Raw genomic sequence first — 17,605 nt, 5'->3', positions numbered from 1 at the left:
TGGGGGCTCCGCCCCCAGACCCCCGTATCGGCCTGAACGGCCTCGTCCTCGAACGCCGGACGGGCTGGGGGTGCCTGACCGGGCTGAAAGAACAATTGGAGCCGTACCGTGCATCTTGACCACTCCCACGACGGGCCCTCAGCCGTCAGCGCCGACGCTCATCGGCCCGACGGCTCCCGGCGAGCTCTGCGTATCGGGCTCGGTGGGCCCGTCGGGTCCGGGAAGACCGCGACCGTGGCCGCGCTGTGTCGCGCCCTGCGCGACGAACTGTCGCTCGCGGTCGTCACGAACGACATCTATACGCGGGAGGACGCCGAGTTCCTGTTGCGGGAGGCCGTGCTGCCGCCGGAGCGGATCACCGCCGTGGAGACGGGGGCTTGCCCGCACACCGCGATCCGGGACGACATCTCCGCGAACCTCGAAGCCGTGGAGGATCTGGAGGACGAGGTGGGGCCGTTGGACCTCGTACTCGTGGAGTCCGGAGGTGACAACCTCACCGCCACCTTCTCCAAGGGGCTGGTCGACGCGCAGATCTTCGTGATCGACGTGGCGGGCGGGGACGACATTCCGCGCAAGGGTGGGCCCGGTGTCACCACCGCCGACCTGCTTGTCGTCAACAAGACCGACCTCGCGCCGTACGTGGGGTCCGATCTGGGGCGGATGGCCGCGGACGCCAAGGCGCAGCGGGCCGAACTGCCCGTCGTCTTCCAGTCGCTGCGGACCGAGGGCGGGGTCACGGCCGTCGCCGACTGGGTGCGGGAACGGCTCGCCGCGTGGACGGCATGACCACAGCGGGAGTGCGGGCCACCGCGCGGATCGGGGCACGGGCCGACGGGCGGGGGGGTACCGCGCTGCCCGTGCTGGAGGGTGAGGGGCCGATCGCTCTGCGCCGCACCCGGGCGAGCGGCGACGAGGCGCGGGTCATGCTCGTCGGGGCGATGAGCGGTCCGCTCGGCGGCGACCGGTTCGCGGTGGAGGCGGAGGTCGCCGAGGGGGCCCGGCTACACGTCGGGTCGGCCGCCGCGACCATCGCCCTGCCGGGTCAGGCCAAGGGCGAGGCCCGCTACGACGTACGGCTGAGCGTTGCCGACGGCGGTGAACTGCGCTGGCTGCCCGAGCAGTTGATCTCCGCCCAGGGGAGTGACCTGTATGTGTCGTCGCGTGTCGAGCTCCGGGGAGGCGCTCGGCTCGTCTTCCGGGAGGAGCAGGTGCTCGGGCGCGTCGGCGAGCAACCCGGACGGCTCACCAGTCGTCTTACCGTACGGCTCGACGAACGGCCGTTGCTGGACCAGGAGTTGTCCTGCGGTCCCGGGGCGCCGGGTGGCTGGGACGGGCCGGCGGTTCTTGGGGGGCATCGCGCGCTGGGACAACTCGTCGTCATACGGCCGGAGTTCGCGCGGGAGCTGCCCCAGGCGCGGCTGCTGGGGGAGTACGCGGCCCTCGCGCCGCTTGCCGGTCCCGCGGTTCTGGTGAGCGCGCTGGCGCCGGACGCGCTGCGGCTGCGGCGGGTGTTGGACGAGGCCTTGCGCCTACTGGGCTGAGAACTGCTCTCCGCTCAACGGGACTTCGTACTCCGGTTATCGGAATAGTAAAGAAGCCCGGTCACCCCTGTTCTCAGGGACCTCACAGCCGAAAGGATCCCCGTACCAATCGCAACGATGTACGGGGAGGTCCCACTTGAGGGCTAAGAGACCGAGGAGACGCGTGACCGCGTTCGGTTCGGCCGGAGCGCTCGTCACGGCGACCCTGATTGCCGGAGCTGTCGCGGCGCCGTCGGCCACCGCCGACTCGCGCCACGGTCAGGACCGTGAGGCCCGCGGTGCGGCGATCGCCGCAGTCCGGGCCGAGAAGGCCGGGATCGACTGGCAGGACTGTCCCGCCGACTGGGGCTTCGAGAAGCCGATCCAGTGCGGCTGGGTCTCCGTCCCGCTCGACTACGCCCACCCGTACGGCAAGCAGATCAAGCTCGCCGTCGACCGCATCGGGAACACCGGGACCAAGGAGGAGCGCCAGGGCGCGCTCGTCTACAACCCGGGCGGTCCCGGTGGTTCGGGCATGCGCTTCCCGCGCCGCGTCACCACCAAGAACCCCCTCTGGGTGAACACCTCGAAGGCGTACGACTTCGTGGGCTTCGACCCGCGCGGTGTCGGCCACTCGGCTCCGATCTCCTGCATTGACCCTCAGGAGTTCGTGAAGGCCCCCAAGGCCGACCCGGTTCCGGACACGGAGGCGGACAAGCGCGCCCAGCGCAAGCTCGCCGCCGAGTACGCGGACGGCTGCGCCGAGCGCAGCGGCAAGGCGATGCTGGCGAAGATGACCACGCCCAACACCGCCCGCGACCTCGACGTCATCCGGGCCGCGCTCGGCGAGAAGAAGCTCAACTACCTGGGTGTCTCGTACGGCACGTACCTCGGCGCCGTCTACGGCACCCTGTTCCCGGGCCATGTCCGTCGCATGGTCGTCGACAGTGTCGTCAACCCGGCGAAGGAGAACATCTGGTACCAGGCCAACCTGGAGCAGGACATCGCCTTCGAGGGCCGCTGGAAGGACTGGGAGGACTGGGTCGCCAAGAACGACGCCGCCTTCCACCTCGGCGACACCCGCGCCAAGGTCCAGGACCAGTGGCTGAAGCTGCGCGCCACCGCGAAGAAGAGCCCGCTCGGTGGGGTCGTCGGCCCCGCCGAACTGATCTCCTTCTTCCAGAGCGCCCCGTACTACGACTCGTCGTGGGTGCCGGTCGCGACGGCGTTCAGCAAGTACGTCGCCGGTGACACCCAGGCGCTCGTCGCCGCCGCCGCCCCCGACATGTCCGACACCGCGGGGAACATCACCTCGGAGAACGGCAACGCCGTCTACACGGCCGTCGAGTGCACCGACGCCAAGTGGCCCACCAGCTGGTCGAAGTGGGACAAGGACAACACGCGGCTCAACAAGGACTACCCGTTCATGACCTGGGCCAACGCGTGGATGAACCTGCCCTGCGCGACCTGGCCGGTCAAGCAGCAGACCCCGGTGAACGTCAAGACCGGCAAGGGTCTGCCGGCCGTCCTGATCGTGCAGTCCACGCGTGACGCCGCCACCCCGTACCCCGGCGCCGTCGAACTGCACAAGCGCTTCAAGGGCTCCCGTCTCATCACCGAGAACGGCGCGGGCTCGCACGGAGTGACCGGCCTGGTCAACCCGTGCATCAACACGCGGGTGGACACCTACCTGCTCACCGGCAAGACGGACACGGCCGACGTGACGTGCACCCCGCACGCCACGCCCGTACCGTAACTCGTCCTGCGGGGAGGGGCGGCCGGACATCCGGCCGCCCCTCCCTCATGTCGCGAGCCAGGCGCCGCCGACCACGGGGCGGTAGCCCAACTCCCGTTCCGCCGCGGTCATGTCGCGGATCACGGGCAGCGGAGCCGACCAGGGCGATCGGGCCACGGCGGGGGCGGTGGAGGGCCCGTCCAGCGGCACGTTCCCCCTCTCGCCCCCCATCACCACGGCCGGGCCGACGCGATCGGCCGGGCCGGTCGGCCGACGCCCGTGCCCCCGCCGCGCGAGGCGGCCGTCACCTCCCAGCCGTCCCGTTGGTCAACTCAGCGGCATCCGCGGGAACTTACGGGCGTTCGCGGCCCTCTGGGCGGCCTCCTCGGCCTTGGCGTCGGCCGCGTACCGGTCGACGTACTCCTGCTCGGAGAGGGTGAGGATGGCGTACATGATCTCGTCGGTGACGGCACGCAGAATGGCCTTCTCGTTCTCCATCCCGGCGAAGCGGGAGAAGTCGAGCGGCTTGCCGAAGCGGATCGCCACGGGGTGGATGTTCGGGATCTTCTGGCCCGGCGGCTGTGCCTCGAAGGTACCGATCATCGCGCAGGGGATGACCGGGACCTGGGCCTTCAGGGCCATGACCGCGACGCCGACCTTGCCCTTGTAGAGGCGGCCGTCGTGCGAGCGGGTGCCCTCCGGGTAGATGCCGAGGAGTTCGTTCCTGCGCAGGACGCCCAGGCCCTCGCGGATCGCGGCCTGGCCCGCGTCCTTGCCGGAGCGGTCCACCGGGATCTGCCCGGCGCTGCGGAAGAACGCGGCCGTCAGTCGGCCCTTGATACCGGGGCCCGTGAAGTACTCGGCCTTCGCGAGGAAGGTGATCCGCCGCTTGAGGATCGCGGGCATCAGGAAGTGGTCCGCGAACGACAGATGGTTGCCGGCCACGATGGCCGGGCCCGACGACGGTACGTGCTCAAGGCCCTCGATCCGGGGTCGGAACATCAGCCGCAACAGCGGGCCCAGAAGCACATATTTGAGCACGTAATAGAACATGGGGTCGCTCCTCACTCTTGCGGATCGGCTCAACCGCCGCGTTCTAGCAGGTCAGCGGGTATGCGGTGGGGTGTCAGTGTAGGTCCAGGCGTGGTCCGCCGGAACCGTGTGCGATCGTGCGGGTGAGCCGTACCATCTTTTGCGAAGATTCGCAAGAAATGTGAAGATTGAGGAGGTGGGTGAACCAGTAGGAGAAACAAGTGACATCAGGGCAAGGTGACGCGCCCGAGGAGGAGTTCGTGGAGGCCTTGGCCGAGTTGCGGGCCGACGCATCCGTCCATGACTTGGCCGCGTGGTGCTCGCGTCACGGTATCGACGTGGTGCCCATGGTCGCCGGAACGCTCGTCACCGGATCGGGCCGGCAGTTCACCGAGGCATTCGGCGTGCGTCTGCAGAAGCGCTCAAGGCCCCAGACACTGCCAGTTCCGCACGATCTGAAGGACACCGTGCGGTCCGTCACTGTGCTCCCCACCCCGACGCTCGGCGCTCGTGACCGGATCCCGTGACGTAGGCGCCCGGGCGGTTGCCTCTGGAGGACAGATGACACTCCCGACAGCGCCCAGGCATGGGCAACAGGTACCGGACACCGTATTCGGCTATGTCTCCGCCCGGTCGCAGGGCGAGGTGCCGATGCACGAGGCGGCCGGTTTCGAGTCGGCCAGGCCGTTCCAGGCCGATGGCGACACCCGGGACCGTGCCAAGGAGTACGCGCGGGCCGCGGGGCTGAGTGTGACGGCCGAGAGCCGCCTTGGATTCACCGTGAGCGGTACACCGACGGCGTACGAACAGCTGACCGGCGGACGGGTCGAGACCTACGAAGAGCGTCAGCGGGTCGAGATGAACCAGGTGCGCTCCGTCACGCACCTGGACATCGTGGGCGAGCGACAGCCGGATACCCGCGGGCTGGGCGCCGTGCCGGGCGAGGACGCCATCGAAGCCGTCGCACTGGAACAGCCGCGCATCCCCACGCGCGTTCTCCCGGTGGCCGCCACGCCACCGCGGGTCGACCGATTCCATCTCGCGGTGCCGGACGACGTGGCCAGGCTGCTGGGTGCCACCAAAGCGCACGACCACCGGGAGACGGGGCGGGGCGTCCAGGTGGCCATGGTGGACACGGGTCAGTTCCAGCATCCCTTCTTCGCCGCGAACTCCTGCCGCATCGCCCCGACCGTGGTGCTCGTGCCGGGGACCGACCCCAGGGAAGACCCCGTCGGGCACGGTACCGGCGAATCGGCGAACATCTTCGCCGTGGCGCCCGGCGCGACGCTGCACCCGTACCGGGCGAGCGATCAGCAGGGCCACCTGACCGCTGCCGTGGCGGCTTTCGTCCGCGCGAAGTCGGACCACCCGCAGGTGCTGACGAACTCGTGGAGCGGGGACATCGGGCAGTTCCCTCCGGTGGGACCACCCGCTCAGATCGACGCGATGTGGGCGATGGAGATCCTGGACGCGGTGGAGCAGGGCATCGTCGTCGTCTTCTCCGCGGGCAACGGCCAGTTCTCGATCGAGCCGCAGGTCCCGGGTGTGATCTCGGCCGGCGGCGTCTTCGCGGGACCGGACGGGAAGCTGCAGGCCTCGAACTACGCGAGCGGCTACATCAGCCCCTGGATCCGCGATGTCGTCGTGCCCAAGGTCTGCGGCCTGGTCGGCATGCTGCCCCGGGCGCAGTACCTCCTGCTGCCGGTGCCGCCCGGCTGCGAGATCGACGTCGCGGAGAGCCGGCCGTCCCCCGACGACACGGAGACCGACAGCACGGTGGACAACGACGGCTGGGCCATGTTCTCGGGCACGTCGGCGGCGGCACCACAGCTTGCCGGAGCGGTGGCCGTACTGCTCGGAGCCCGTCCGGGGCTCACCCCGGCCCAGGTGACCGAAGCCTTCACCAGGACGGCGACCGACATCACCACCGGGACGTGTCACCCGAGATTCGGGAACCAGGCCCGTCCCGGCCCCGATGAGGCCACCGGGGCCGGACTGGTGAATGTCAGTGCCGCGCTGGACTTCGTCCTCACGCAGTTCCCGTAGGCGGCGCGGCGTCTGCCCCGGAATCCCGGGGCAGACGCCGGTCGGCGGTGGAGCCGGTCGGCAGGGGCACGACGTGCCTACGCCGATGCGTGCCGGCCCTGGCAGCGGCCGCCGGTGGCGTCGCCGAGGCGTGACCGGGCCCCTGAGGCGCCGCCGTGTGTCAGAACCCGTGTGGCAGAACCCGGGCGTCGGGCCCCGTGCGTCAGACCCCTTGCGTCAGAACCTTCTCCAAGGCACCCAGCGCGGACTGGAGTTCCTCGCCGGTGATGGTCAGTGGCGGGGCCAGTCGGATGGTCGATCCGTGGGTGTCCTTGACCAGGATTCCCTCGCGCATCAGGCCCTCGCTGATCTCGCGCCCCGTGCCGATGGCCGGGTCGATGTCGACGCCCGCCCACAGTCCCCGCGCGCGGAAGCCCTCCACGCCCCGGCCCACGAGCGCCGTCAGGCCGTCCCGCAGGACCGCACCCAACTCGGCCGCCCTGCGCTGGAATTCACCGGTCTCCAGCAGTCCGACGACCGCCGAACCGACCGCCGCGGCGAGCGGGTTGCCGCCGAACGTGGAACCGTGCTCGCCGGGCCGCAGCACTTCGAGCACATCGCGGCGCGCGACCACCGCGGAGACGGGGACGATGCCTCCGCCGAGGGCTTTGCCGAGGAGCAGCATGTCCGGGACGACACCCTCGTGGTCGACGGCGAGGGTGGTACCCGTGCGGCCCAGGCCCGACTGGATCTCGTCCGCGATGAACAGACAGCCGGTGCGCCGGGTCAGTTCGCGGATGCCGGCCAGGTAGCCGTCGTCCGGGATGACCACGCCCGCCTCGCCCTGGATGGGCTCGATCAGCACGGCCGCGGTCGTCTCGTCGACGGCGGCTTCGAGGGCGGCGAGGTCGTTGTACGGGACGACGCGGAAGCCCGGGGTGAAGGGGCCGAAGCCGGCGCGGGCCGTCTCGTCCGTGGAGAAGCTGACGATCGTCGTCGTACGGCCGTGGAAGTTGTCCGCGGCCACGACGATCGTCGCCCGGTCCGGGGCTACGCCCTTCACCTCGTACGCCCATTTGCGGGCCACCTTGATGGCGCTCTCCACCGCCTCCGCACCCGTGTTCATCGGCAGGACCATGTCCAGGCCGGTCAACTCGGCCAGGGATTCCGCGAACTGGGCCAGGCGGTCGTTGTGGAAGGCGCGGGAGGTCAGGGTCAGCTGGTCGAGCTGACGGTGGGCCACGTCGATCAGCACCGGGTTGCGGTGGCCGAAGTTGAGGGCCGAGTAGCCCGCCAGCATGTCGAGGTAGCGGCGCCCCTCGACGTCCTCGACCCAGGTTCCCTCGGCGCGGGCGACGACCACGGGCAGCGGGTGGTAGTTGTGCGCGAGGACCGGCGCCTCGGCGCGGATCAGCTCGGCGGAGGTGCGCGTACCGGCGGTGGAGGACGGGCGGGCGGCGGAGGACGTACGCGTACGGGCGGGAGCGGTCATGAGCGGATCTCCTGGGTGCAGCACTTGATGCCGCCGCCGGCCTTGTGGAACTCGGAGAGGTCGACGGGGACGGGGACGTAGCCGTGGCCTGCGAGCCGGTCGGCCAGGGCCTCGGCGCGAGGCGCGATGAAGACGTGGCGGCCGTCGCAGACGGAGTTCAGGCCGAAGGCGTGCGCATCCTCACGGGTCGCGAGCACCGCGTCCGGGAAGATACGGGCCAGGACCTCGCGGCTGCCGGGGGAGAAGGCCTCCGGGTAGTACGCGATGTTCGCTTCGTGCCTGTCGTCCAGGACGAACAGCGCCGTGTCCAGGTGGTAGAAGTGCGGGTCCACCAGCTGGAGGCTGATCACCGGGACGCCGAAGAACTCCTGCACCTCGCGGTGCGCCTCGGGGGTCGTGCGGAAGCCGGTGCCGGCCAGTACATACCGGCCCACCGGGACGAGATCGCCCTCGCCCTCGCAGATGGTTTCGGGACGGTAGACGTCGAAACCGGCCGTCTTGAACCAGGTCTCGTACGCGGTGGACTCGGGGCGGCGCTGCGGGGCGTGGAAGTACGAGCCGAAGACCCGGCCCGCCAGGACCAGCGCGGAGTTCGCGGCGAACACCATGTCCGGGAGATCCGCGACCGGTTCCACGGTGTCCACGGTGTGGCCGTGGGCGCGATAGGCGCTGATCAGCGCCTTCCACTGGCCGTGGGCCAGATCGACGTCCACTTGGGTGTCGGGACGCATCCAGGGGTTGATCGCGTACTGCACGGCGAAGTGTCTGGGTTCGCAGACGAGAAAGCGCCGAGGTCGCGAAACACGGCTGTCGGGCACAGAGAGGTTCCTCCGCTTCGTGCGGTGTCGACCGGGGATGCCTCCAAGGTAGGAAACGGGGGATACAGGCGACAAGCGACGAGAGCTGCGCGTGTGCGCAGCATCGCTGCGCAATTAAGGAGGTCAGCGCACGGTTGATGCGTCATCCGGGGCGGGGTGGGTCGCACCGGCCTCCGGAGCCTCCGGCAGCAGATGGGACAGCACCAGGTAGCTGATCGTCTTCCGGATGAACGGCTCGGCGCGGATGCGCTCCAGCACCTCCTCGAAGTGCTCCACGTCCGTGGCGCGCACATGGAGCAGCGCGTCCGCGCCGCCGGTCACGGTCATGGCCGCGGTGATCTCCGGATGGTTGCGGACCACCTCGGCGAGCCGTCGGGGCGGCGCCGCGCCCTCGCAGTACACCTCTACGTACGCTTCCGTGCGCCAGCCGAGCGCCGTCGGCTTCACCGTGGCCGTGAACCCGGTGATCACCCCGGTCTCGCGGAGCCGGTCGACGCGGCGCTTGACCGCGGTGGCGGACAGCCCGATCGCCGTGCCGATCTCGGCGAAGCTCGTCCGGGCATTGGCCATCAGGGCCGTGATGATCTTGCGGTCGAGTTCGTCGAACATCGCGGACTTGCTGTTCATGGCGGCACTGTATCCAGCGACAACGTCCACGCAACCAGCGACGATGCCCGCGCATCCAGCGACAACGTCCACGTCCCGCACATGTCCAGGCATACGAATCGCTCTTACACTCCACTCTCATGCTGCGCGCGCTCGCCGTCGACGACGAACAACCGTCCCTCGAGGAACTCCTCTACCTCCTGAATGCCGATCCCCGGATCTCCAGTGCCGAGGGCGCGAGCGACGCGACCGAGGCGCTGCGCCGGATCAACCGGGCCCTGGAGTCCGGACCCGACGGGCCCGAGGCGATCGACGTCGTCTTCCTAGACATCCACATGCCCGGACTCGACGGACTCGACCTGGCCCGGCTGCTCACCGGTTTCGCCACGCCGCCGCTCGTCGTGTTCGTGACCGCCCACGAGGGTTTCGCCGTCCAGGCCTTCGACCTCAAGGCTGTCGACTACGTCCTTAAACCCGTGCGGCGGGAGCGGCTCGCCGAGGCGGTCCGGCGGGCCGCCCAACTCCGGAAAACCGCAGCGCGGATACCCGTCCACGAACCCGACCCGGACCACATGTCCGTCGAGCTCGGCGGGGTCACCCGCTTCGTGGCCGTCGAGGACATCACCCACGTCGAGGCACACGGCGACTACGCGCGCCTGCACACCGCCCAGGGCAGTCACCTCGTCCGCATCCCGCTCTCCACCCTGGAGGAACGCTGGCGCTCGCGCGGCTTCGTCCGCATCCACCGGCGCCATCTCGTCGCGCTGCGCCACATCGGCGAACTCCGCCTGGACGCCGGCACGGTGAGCGTCCTCGTCGACTCCGTCGAACTCCAGGTCAGCCGTCGGCACGCCCGCGAACTGCGCGATCTGCTGATGCGCCGGACCACGAGCTGAGGAGGGAGGACGGCGTGCCACAGGATCCGACCGAACGCCGGGTGGTCGTCACCGGAGTGCCCCGGCGCACCCGCCGGACGTCCGGCTACTACCGGCCCAGGACCGAGATCGACGAACAGACCACGCTCGGCCACACCTACGTCCGCTCCCTGATGCGCAGTCAACTCCGCACTGCGCTGGTGGTGTTAGCCGTCCTCGTACTGCTCGTCGGCCCGCTGCCCCTGGTCTTCGCCGCGATGCCGGACGGCGCGGGCCTGGAGTGGGCCGTGCTCGGCTTCTGCGTCTACCCGCCGCTGGTGCTGCTCGCCCGCTGGTACGTGCGGCGCGCGGAGCGCAACGAGAGGGACTTCGTGCGCCTGGTCGAGGACCGCTGAGCCGTGAACGAGGACCGCCGAGTCATGAACGAGGACCGCCGAGTCATGAACGAGGACCGCTGAACCGTGAATCAGAACTACGCCGTCCCCGCGGTCGCCCTCGTCGTCGTGGCGACCGTGCTGGTCGGCGCGTTCGGCCTGCGCGTCTCCCGGACCACCTCCGACTTCTACGTCGCCTCGCGCACCGTGGGGCCCCGGCTCAACGCGGCCGCGATCAGCGGCGAGTACCTCTCCGCCGCCTCCTTCCTCGGTATCGCCGGCCTCGTCCTCGTCCAGGGCCCCGACATGCTCTGGTACCCGGTCGGGTACACGGCGGGCTATCTCGTGCTGCTCCTCTTCGTCGCGGCCCCGTTGCGCCGCTCCGGCGCGTACACCCTGCCCGACTTCGCCGAGGCGAGGCTCGGCTCGCAGCCGGTGCGGCGCCTCGCCGGTGCCTTCGTCGTCGGGGTCGGCTGGCTGTATCTGCTGCCCCAACTGCAGGGCGCGGGGCTGACGTTGGCCGTGCTGACCGACGCACCCGAGTGGTTCGGCGGAGTGCTCGTCGCGGTCGTCGTGGTCGCCACCGTCGCCGCCGGAGGCATGCGCAGCATCACCTTCGTGCAGGCCTTCCAGTACTGGCTCAAGCTCACCGCCCTGCTGGTGCCCGCGCTCTTCCTGGTCCTCGCCTGGCAGGCCGACGGTGCCGCGCGGGGCGCCTTCGACGAGCCCGCGACCTTCCGCGAGCAGCGGACCGTGCGCGTCGACGACAGCCTCGACCTGAAGCTCTCGGACCCGCTCGGTGTCACCGCGACGGGCACGGTCGACGGCCACCGCTACGACGGCGCGCGGATCCAACTCCCCGCAGGCGTCCACCACATCGAGCGCGGCACCCGGCTGACCTTCACCAAGGGCGACCCGGTTCCGGCCGCCGACCGCGGCAGCAACGGCGGCATGTCGACCTCGCCGGCGGCCGGCCGTGAGGAACGCCCGCTGTACGCCACGTACGGACTGATCCTCGCCACCTTCCTCGGCACGATGGGACTGCCGCACGTGGTCGTCCGCTTCTACACCAGCCCGCATGGCGTCGCGGCTCGCCGCACCACGGTCGCCGTCCTCGGCCTGATCGGCGCCTTCTACCTCCTCCCGCCCGTCTACGGGGCGCTCGGCCGGCTGTACGCCCCCGAGCTGAGCCTGACCGGGAACGCGGACGCGGCCGTCCTGCTGCTTCCGGACCGGGTGATCGGCGGGCTCGGCGCGGATCTGCTGGGCGCGCTGGTGGCGGGCGGGGCCTTCGCGGCGTTCCTGTCGACCGCGTCCGGACTGACCATGGCGGTGGCCGGGGTGCTCACCCAGGACGTACTGCCCTCGCGCGGGGTACGGCACTTCCGGCTCGGCACGCTGCTCGCCATGGCGGTGCCGCTCGCGGCGAGCGTGATCGTCGGCGGGCTGCCGGTCGCCGACGCCGTCGGGCTCGCCTTCGCCGTGTCCGCGTCCTCCTTCTGCCCGCTGCTCGTCCTCGGCATCTGGTGGCGACGGCTGACCCCGCCGGGCGCGGCCGCCGGGATGCTGGTCGGCGGCGGCGCGGCCTTCGTCGCGGTCGCCGCGACCATGGCGGGCTACCCGGGCTCGGGTTCGCTGCACGCCCTCCTCGCCTGGCCCGCGCTCTGGTCGGTGCCGCTCGGGTTCCTCACGATGGTTCTGGTGTCGCTGGTCACGGCCGGGAGGGTGCCGGCAGGGACGGCGGCGATCCTGGCCCGGTTCCATCTGCCGGAGGAGCTGGCCGGGGGAGAGGTACGGGCAGAGACGCGAGGAGACGTACGAGGGGATATACGGGAAGACGTACGGGAAGACACGCGTGGGGAGGCCACGGCATGAACGGGCTCGACTCCCGGGCGGGGCGGTGACGACGTGAGCGGCTTCCTCGCGGGCCTCTGTGTCGCCGTACTCCCGTTGCTCGCGGCCGGATTCTGGCTCGGCCGGCGCACCGCGCGGCCCGAGAGCCTCGGCGGGCTCGGCACCCCCGTCGAGCATGCCACCTTCGAGACCCTGCACACCGCCTCGCTCGCCGCGCCCCCGTTGCGCGCCGGCCTCACCGAGGAGACCGCCCGCAAGTCCGCCCGCAGACTGCGAACCCTGCTCGGCACCGACGCGCTCTGCCTCACCGATCAGGACACGGTCCTCGCCTGGGACGGCGCGGGGGATCACCATCGCACCGAGATCATGGGACGGCTCGGCGGCCCCCTGGAGACCGGCCGCGGCGAGGCCTTCCGGCTCCGGTGCGACGAGCCGGACTGCTCCCTGCGCTGGGCCGTCGTCGCACCGCTCACCGTCGACGACCGCGTGCACGGCGCGCTCGTCGCCTGCGCGCCCCGCGAGTCCGCCGTGCTCGTCCGGGCCGCGGGCGAGGTCGCCCGCTGGGTCTCGGTGCAACTGGAGCTCGCCGACCTCGACCAGTCCCGCACCCGTTTGATCGAGGCCGAGATCAAGGCCCTGCGCGCCCAGATCTCCCCGCACTTCATCTTCAACTCGCTCGCGGTGATCGCCTCGTTCGTCCGCACCGACCCCGAACGCGCCCGCGAACTGCTCCTGGAATTCGCCGACTTCACCCGCTACTCGTTCCGCCGGCACGGCGACTTCACCACCCTCGCCGACGAACTGCACGCCATCGACCACTATCTGGCGCTGGTCAGGGCCCGCTTCGGCGACCGTCTCTCGGTCACCCTGCAGATCGCCCCCGAGGTACTGCCCGTCGCACTGCCCTTCCTCTGTCTGCAGCCCCTGGTGGAGAACGCCGTCAAACACGGCCTGGAGGGCAAGGCGGACAAGTCGAACAAGAGCCACATCAGCATCACCGCGCAGGACGCGGGCGCCGAGGCGCTGGTCGTCATCGAGGACAACGGCACCGGAATGGACCCCGACCGGCTGCGCCGCATCCTCGCCGGGGAGGTCAGCCCCTCGGACGGTATCGGCCTGTCCAACGTCGACGACCGGCTCCGCCAGGTGTACGGGGAGGACTACGGCCTCGTCATCGAGACCGCGGTGGGGGCGGGCATGAAGATCACCGCCCGGCTGCCGAAGTACCAGCCGGGCGTGCACTCGGCGGGACGGCTGCCCAGAGAGTGAGTCCGGAGAGTCCGGAGAGTCCGGAGAGCGAGTTCGGAGAGTGAAAATCCAGTGAGCGAGTGCGGTGCGGGTCAGGTGCCGTGCGAGGCCACCATTCCGATCGTGAGCAGGACGAGCACCACCCAGCCGAACCACAGCCAGCCGTTGCTGCCGAGCGCCACCGTATAGGCCGTCACCGCGATGAGCCCACCGACGGTGAGCACCCCCATCGTCTTCGTCGAACCGGGCATCGCAGCACACCCTTCTCCCGGCGGGGTCCGCGACGCGGGCCGTGACCTGCGCCCATTTTCACCCGACAGGACGCGGTTCGCCAGGGTCGGGAGGGCTACTCGCCCCCGTTCATGAGCGTCTTGTCCATGTGCTCGATGCTGCAGACCACCAGGTAGTACCCCTTCTCCCACAGCCCTTTGCTGCGCAAGCCGTGACTCAGATAGTTGCCGGAGTCGTAGCCGAAGGCCTCCGGCGGTGCGTCGGCCTTGCACTGGGCGTCCGCCGCGGCATCGGCGTCCTTGCGGGGCGCGAGGCTGGTGAGGTGCGTGATCCGCATGACCTTCCCCCCGTGGCGCCGGTCGCAGGCGACGAGCTCGTAGTGGGTGTAGGCGCGCCCGTCCCCGTCGGCATGGCCGAGGCAGTCGCCCAGCTGTATCTGGGCCGCGTCCGCGAACGTCATCCCGTACGGGCGCAGGGCCCCGAGCCTGCCGTACACCGGCCCGTGCTTCCCGACCAGCAGGCAGGCCACGGTGCCGCCGGTCGCTTCGAAGCCCTCACGAATGGGCACCACGGCCAGGCTCTGCACATGCCACGCGAGTTTGCCCGCGATGTCCTTCGTCCGCTCCGCGCACTGGTCCGCCCCGTCGCTGCTCGCGTCCTCGAAGGAGCGGGCCTTGTACAGCTCCATCACCTGCCCGTCCGGGCGCAGGGCTCCGCAGCTCGGATCCAGCTGCAGACGCGGGGTGCCTGTCGCGGGTGCGGGAGACGGGTCGCTGATCACGCAGTCGCCCTTCTTGAGCGGTGCGGAGAGCCCGACCATGGCGCCGTACGGCGGTACGGTCTTGCGTGCCATCGCGTACCAGACCCCGCCTGCGGTCAGCGCCAGCGCGAGGAGCAGCGCCGCGGCGGCTTGGAGCAGGAGCGGGCGCTTGCGGCGCCGCCTGCCGGGACCCCGGGCGGGCGTGGCCGGCCCTCCGTACCACGGCGGCCCGAATCCCGGTGGCGGACCGAAGCCCGGTGCCGGCCGGGGGGCGTACGTGGCCGGGGCGCCGGGGGCCTGCGCCGTAGGCGTATACACCGCCTGGGGCGCGGGCGCGGGCGCGTGCGAGGCGTGCGCCGCGGGGGTGTACGAGCCCGGCGCGGCGAAGCCCTGGTCCCGTGCGGGGGCGGCCAGACCCTGGTCCTGGGCGGCGGACAGGCTCTGATGTGGTGCTGGTGCCGCGTAGCCGTGGTCCTGGGCCTGGCCGCCGGTGCTCCGGCCCGGGGGCGCCGGACCCCCGGGCCCGTCCGAGGTGACGAGCCCCGCCCACGGCGGTTGCGAGCCGGTGTCGACCTGGGTCGGCGGATGGAGCTCGGGCAGGATGATCCGGGCCAGCGCCGCCGCCGTCTCCTCCGCGGAGACCCGCCGACCGGGGTCCTTGACCAGCAGCGCTTCGATGATCGGCCCCAGTGCGCCGGCCCGCAGGGAGGGCGGCGCCTCCTCCGCGACCACCGCGGCGAGCGCCCCGATATGGCTGTCGCGGTCGAAGGGACCGCGGCCCTCCACACCGAAATACAGGGTGCAGCCCAGTGAGAACAGGTCGGCCGCCGGGGTCGGCTGCCCGCCCTGGGCCCGCTCCGGTGCCAGATAGCCGGCCGTGCCGACCACGACGGACGTCCGGGTCCAGCGGGTCTCGGGGGAGTCCGGCTGGACCGAGACGCCGTAGTCGGTGAGCAGGATGCGGGAGCCCGGGGCGCCCGTGCGGTCCGGGGCGAGCAGGATGTTGGCGGGTTTGACGTCCCGGTGCATGATGCCGCGCTCGTGCCCGGCGGTCAGCGCGTCGAGCACCGCGAGGCCGATGCGGGCGCACTCGTCGGGGGCCAGTGGGCCGCGCCGGGCGAGCCGGGCCCGCAGGTCCTCCGCGCCCGCCACGTACTCCATCACGATCCACGGCAGTCCCTCGTGCTCCAGGACGTCGTGCACGGTCACCACGTGCGGGTGGCCGCGCAGCACCGCGGCGTGCCGGGCCTCGGCGCGGGCGCGCGCGATGCGCGACTCGTGCTCCTCGCCGCCCTCCGGGGCATTGCGGAACCTGATCTCCTTGAGTGCGACGTCGCAGTCGAGCCGCTGGTCGTGGGCGAGCCAGACGTGGCCCATCCCGCCGGAGCCGACCTGTTTCAGGAGCAGATACCGGCCGCCGATGATCCGGCCCACTCCTCCCGTCTGCGCTGTTCCTGCTGCCATCCGGTTGCTCCCCGGGTTCTGCGTGGCGTCGTACACGGGTCAGGCCGTGCTCTCGGTGGGCCCACCGGAGACGCTCGCGGGGGGATCACCGGGCGGGGAGTCGCTTGTGCCGGGGTCGACCGGGGCGGGGTCGCTCGACACGGGTCTACTCGCCGGCGGCGCGCTGCTGACGGTGGGTTTGGTCGAGCTCGGCTCCGTCGTCGGCTTGGTAGAGCTCGGCTTGGGCGGCGGCTCGGTCGAGACGGAGGCCGAGGGGGTGATCAGGTCGGTGCTGGTCGGAGAAGCGTGCGACGGGGTTGATGAGCTCGTACCGCCGTCCGTTCCGCCGCTCGTGTCCGTAGGTGTACTCGGCTCCGTAGACGTATGCGAAGGCGTGCTCGACCCGGTGCCGCCGTCGGAGGACGAGGTGCCGCCCGTTGACGTATTGCTGGACGAGGGGCCCGACGAATCGCCGGACGTTCCGGTGGACGGTGTCGACGGAGTCGTCGCAGGTGGCGCAGTTGGCGGAGTCGTCCCGGGACCCGCACTCGTGCCGCCGGAATCCGAAGGCGTCGCCTGGCCACCGCCGGCGTCGGACGGGCTGTCGGACCGTACGGACAGGACCACCGACGTGCCCCATGCGACCTCGCTGCCCTCGGCAGGCTGGGACGCGGTCACCCGGGCGTCGTCGGCAGGCAGGGCGTCGCCGGTGTACGTCATTCCCAGCCCCGCGTCGGTCAGCCGCCGGATCGCCTCGGCGAACGTCAGGCCGGAGACGGCCGGCACGGCGTGTTTCTGCTGTGTGCTGAACGACGTGTCCTGGTTGCCGTCGCTCCCCACCGGGCGGGCGATCCCACGGTCGGGGTGGTGGACGTCGACGAGCTGGAGCTTGAGGATCTCGTGCTCCCCGGGCGGCGGCTTGACCACCACGACGCGGTCCTGCCGGTAGTCGGCCCACTTCTTGTTGCCGTTCTTGAACTGCACGTCGGTCTTCGAGGCCTTTCCCTCGAAGGGGCGCAGTGGATTGCCGCAGGAGCACTTCACCGCGGGCAGGCCGTCCTTGTCGACCATAATCGCGATTCCGGCCTGGAGCAGGGCGGCGTATGGAACTGCCTTGCCGTGCTTGTAGTCGTGATTCGTCACGAGAGTGTCGTGACGCAGTACGACGGGTGTGAGTTGATCGATATAACTCGGTATCTGATCGGTGCTTATCTCCAGCACCCGTGCCCATTCCTGGGCCTTCGCCGAGTTCTTGCGGTCGGTGAGGAATTTCTTCAACTTCGCCACGGCGCAGGTTCCGGGTTGTGTCGAGCCGCCGAAGATGCCGGTGCCGGGTGCCGGCGAGCCGCTGCCGTTGCTGCCGTTCGGGGCGCCGCCGTACAGCCCCGGGCTGTTGCTGGCCTGTACGCCACCGCTCGGCCGGGCTTCGCGTAGATGGATGTCCGTGCCGAGTTGGCCGTCCTCCTTGAAGAAGGGGGAGACCGAGGAAACCTCCGCCGCCACGGCCCGCACTACGAACAACTGATCGGATTTGCTGCACCCGCTGACTATCAGTACCGAAACCAGCAGTAGTGCGAGCCTTCGGGCGGCGG

At 70.7% G+C, this 17,605-nt stretch carries 17 protein-coding genes; 9 read left to right on the top strand and 8 right to left on the bottom strand.

What is annotated here, in order from left to right; translation table 11 throughout:
• Positions 1–108 precede the first annotated feature (108 nt).
• From ureG to OG747_RS05190, 3 genes are all read left to right on the top strand, one after another.
• Positions 109–786 carry an urease accessory protein UreG gene (gene ureG / locus OG747_RS05200; protein ID WP_405878107.1) on the top strand — a complete coding sequence of 226 codons (678 nt, stop codon included), beginning with the start codon at positions 109–111 and terminating at the stop codon, positions 784–786.
• Positions 783–1,541 (top strand): urease accessory protein UreD, encoded by a 759-nt coding sequence (locus tag OG747_RS05195; RefSeq protein ID WP_405878106.1) that lies wholly within the window; start codon positions 783–785, stop codon positions 1,539–1,541. Before ureG ends, OG747_RS05195 begins: the two co-directional genes overlap by 4 nt.
• Positions 1,542–1,677: 136 nt before the next feature.
• Positions 1,678–3,276, top strand: a complete 1,599-nt coding sequence (locus tag OG747_RS05190) for an alpha/beta hydrolase (RefSeq protein ID WP_405878105.1) — start codon at positions 1,678–1,680, stop codon at positions 3,274–3,276.
• A gap of 45 nt (positions 3,277–3,321) precedes the next feature.
• Here OG747_RS05190 and OG747_RS05185 read toward each other — a convergent pair whose 3' ends face one another.
• Positions 3,322–3,465, bottom strand: a complete 144-nt coding sequence (locus tag OG747_RS05185; RefSeq protein WP_405878104.1) for a hypothetical protein — start codon at positions 3,463–3,465, stop codon at positions 3,322–3,324.
• 117 nt (positions 3,466–3,582) lie between these two features.
• On the bottom strand, positions 3,583–4,308 hold the full coding sequence (locus OG747_RS05180; protein ID WP_405878103.1) for a lysophospholipid acyltransferase family protein: 726 nt from the start codon (positions 4,306–4,308) through the stop codon (positions 3,583–3,585).
• 200 nt (positions 4,309–4,508) lie between these two features.
• Between OG747_RS05180 and OG747_RS05175 the strand changes: the two genes are divergently transcribed.
• Both OG747_RS05175 and OG747_RS05170 read left to right on the top strand, forming a co-directional pair.
• Complete coding sequence (locus tag OG747_RS05175; protein ID WP_405878102.1) at positions 4,509–4,814, top strand: hypothetical protein; 306 nt, start codon at positions 4,509–4,511, stop codon at positions 4,812–4,814.
• A 34-nt stretch (positions 4,815–4,848) separates the two neighbouring features.
• Entirely contained in the window at positions 4,849–6,333 is a 1,485-nt protein-coding gene (locus tag OG747_RS05170; RefSeq protein WP_405878101.1) for a S8 family serine peptidase, read from the top strand.
• Positions 6,334–6,535: 202 nt separating this feature from the next.
• On the opposite strand, the gene rocD is transcribed toward OG747_RS05170, so the two are convergent.
• The 3 genes from rocD to OG747_RS05155 all read right to left on the bottom strand — a co-directional run bounded on the left by rocD (position 6,536) and on the right by OG747_RS05155 (position 9,249).
• Entirely contained in the window at positions 6,536–7,804 is a 1,269-nt protein-coding gene (rocD, locus tag OG747_RS05165; RefSeq protein ID WP_405878100.1) for an ornithine--oxo-acid transaminase, read from the bottom strand.
• A complete protein-coding gene (ddaH, locus tag OG747_RS05160; protein ID WP_405878099.1) occupies positions 7,801–8,622 on the bottom strand; it encodes a dimethylargininase in 822 nt (273 codons plus the stop codon). Before ddaH ends, rocD begins: the two co-directional genes overlap by 4 nt.
• Positions 8,623–8,745: 123 nt before the next feature.
• Positions 8,746–9,249, bottom strand: a complete 504-nt coding sequence (locus OG747_RS05155) for an Lrp/AsnC family transcriptional regulator (protein ID WP_405878098.1) — start codon at positions 9,247–9,249, stop codon at positions 8,746–8,748.
• 119 nt (positions 9,250–9,368) lie between these two features.
• On the opposite strand from OG747_RS05155, the gene OG747_RS05150 reads away from it, so the two are divergent.
• From OG747_RS05150 to OG747_RS05135, 4 genes are all read left to right on the top strand, one after another.
• Positions 9,369–10,124, top strand: coding sequence for a LytR/AlgR family response regulator transcription factor (locus OG747_RS05150; RefSeq protein ID WP_405878097.1), 756 nt, complete (start codon positions 9,369–9,371; stop codon positions 10,122–10,124).
• 14 nt (positions 10,125–10,138) lie between these two features.
• Positions 10,139–10,498 carry a hypothetical protein gene (locus OG747_RS05145; protein WP_405878096.1) on the top strand — a complete coding sequence of 120 codons (360 nt, stop codon included), beginning with the start codon at positions 10,139–10,141 and terminating at the stop codon, positions 10,496–10,498.
• A gap of 66 nt (positions 10,499–10,564) precedes the next feature.
• The gene (locus OG747_RS05140; protein WP_405878095.1) at positions 10,565–12,352 is read left to right on the top strand and encodes a cation acetate symporter; all 1,788 of its coding nucleotides are present in this window, start codon (positions 10,565–10,567) and stop codon (positions 12,350–12,352) included.
• 33 nt (positions 12,353–12,385) lie between these two features.
• Positions 12,386–13,600, top strand: coding sequence for a sensor histidine kinase (locus OG747_RS05135; RefSeq protein WP_405878094.1), 1,215 nt, complete (start codon positions 12,386–12,388; stop codon positions 13,598–13,600).
• Between the two features lie 71 nt (positions 13,601–13,671).
• Here OG747_RS05135 and OG747_RS05130 read toward each other — a convergent pair whose 3' ends face one another.
• The 3 genes from OG747_RS05130 to OG747_RS05120 form a co-directional block, all read right to left on the bottom strand.
• Positions 13,672–13,830: a hypothetical protein gene (locus tag OG747_RS05130; protein WP_405878093.1), complete on the bottom strand. Its 159-nt coding sequence runs from the start codon at positions 13,828–13,830 to the stop codon at positions 13,672–13,674.
• A gap of 95 nt (positions 13,831–13,925) precedes the next feature.
• The gene (locus OG747_RS05125; RefSeq protein ID WP_405878092.1) at positions 13,926–16,034 is read right to left on the bottom strand and encodes a serine/threonine-protein kinase; all 2,109 of its coding nucleotides are present in this window, start codon (positions 16,032–16,034) and stop codon (positions 13,926–13,928) included.
• 39 nt (positions 16,035–16,073) lie between these two features.
• Entirely contained in the window at positions 16,074–17,516 is a 1,443-nt protein-coding gene (locus OG747_RS05120; protein WP_405878091.1) for a DUF6777 domain-containing protein, read from the bottom strand.
• Between the last annotated feature and the right edge of the window lie 89 nt (positions 17,517–17,605).

Source organism: Streptomyces sp. NBC_01384 (assembly GCF_045040035.1).
Lineage (GTDB): Bacteria > Actinomycetota > Actinomycetes > Streptomycetales > Streptomycetaceae > Streptomyces.
Note: the sequence above shows the minus strand (reverse complement) of the source record. Positions and strands in the feature narration are given on the sequence as shown.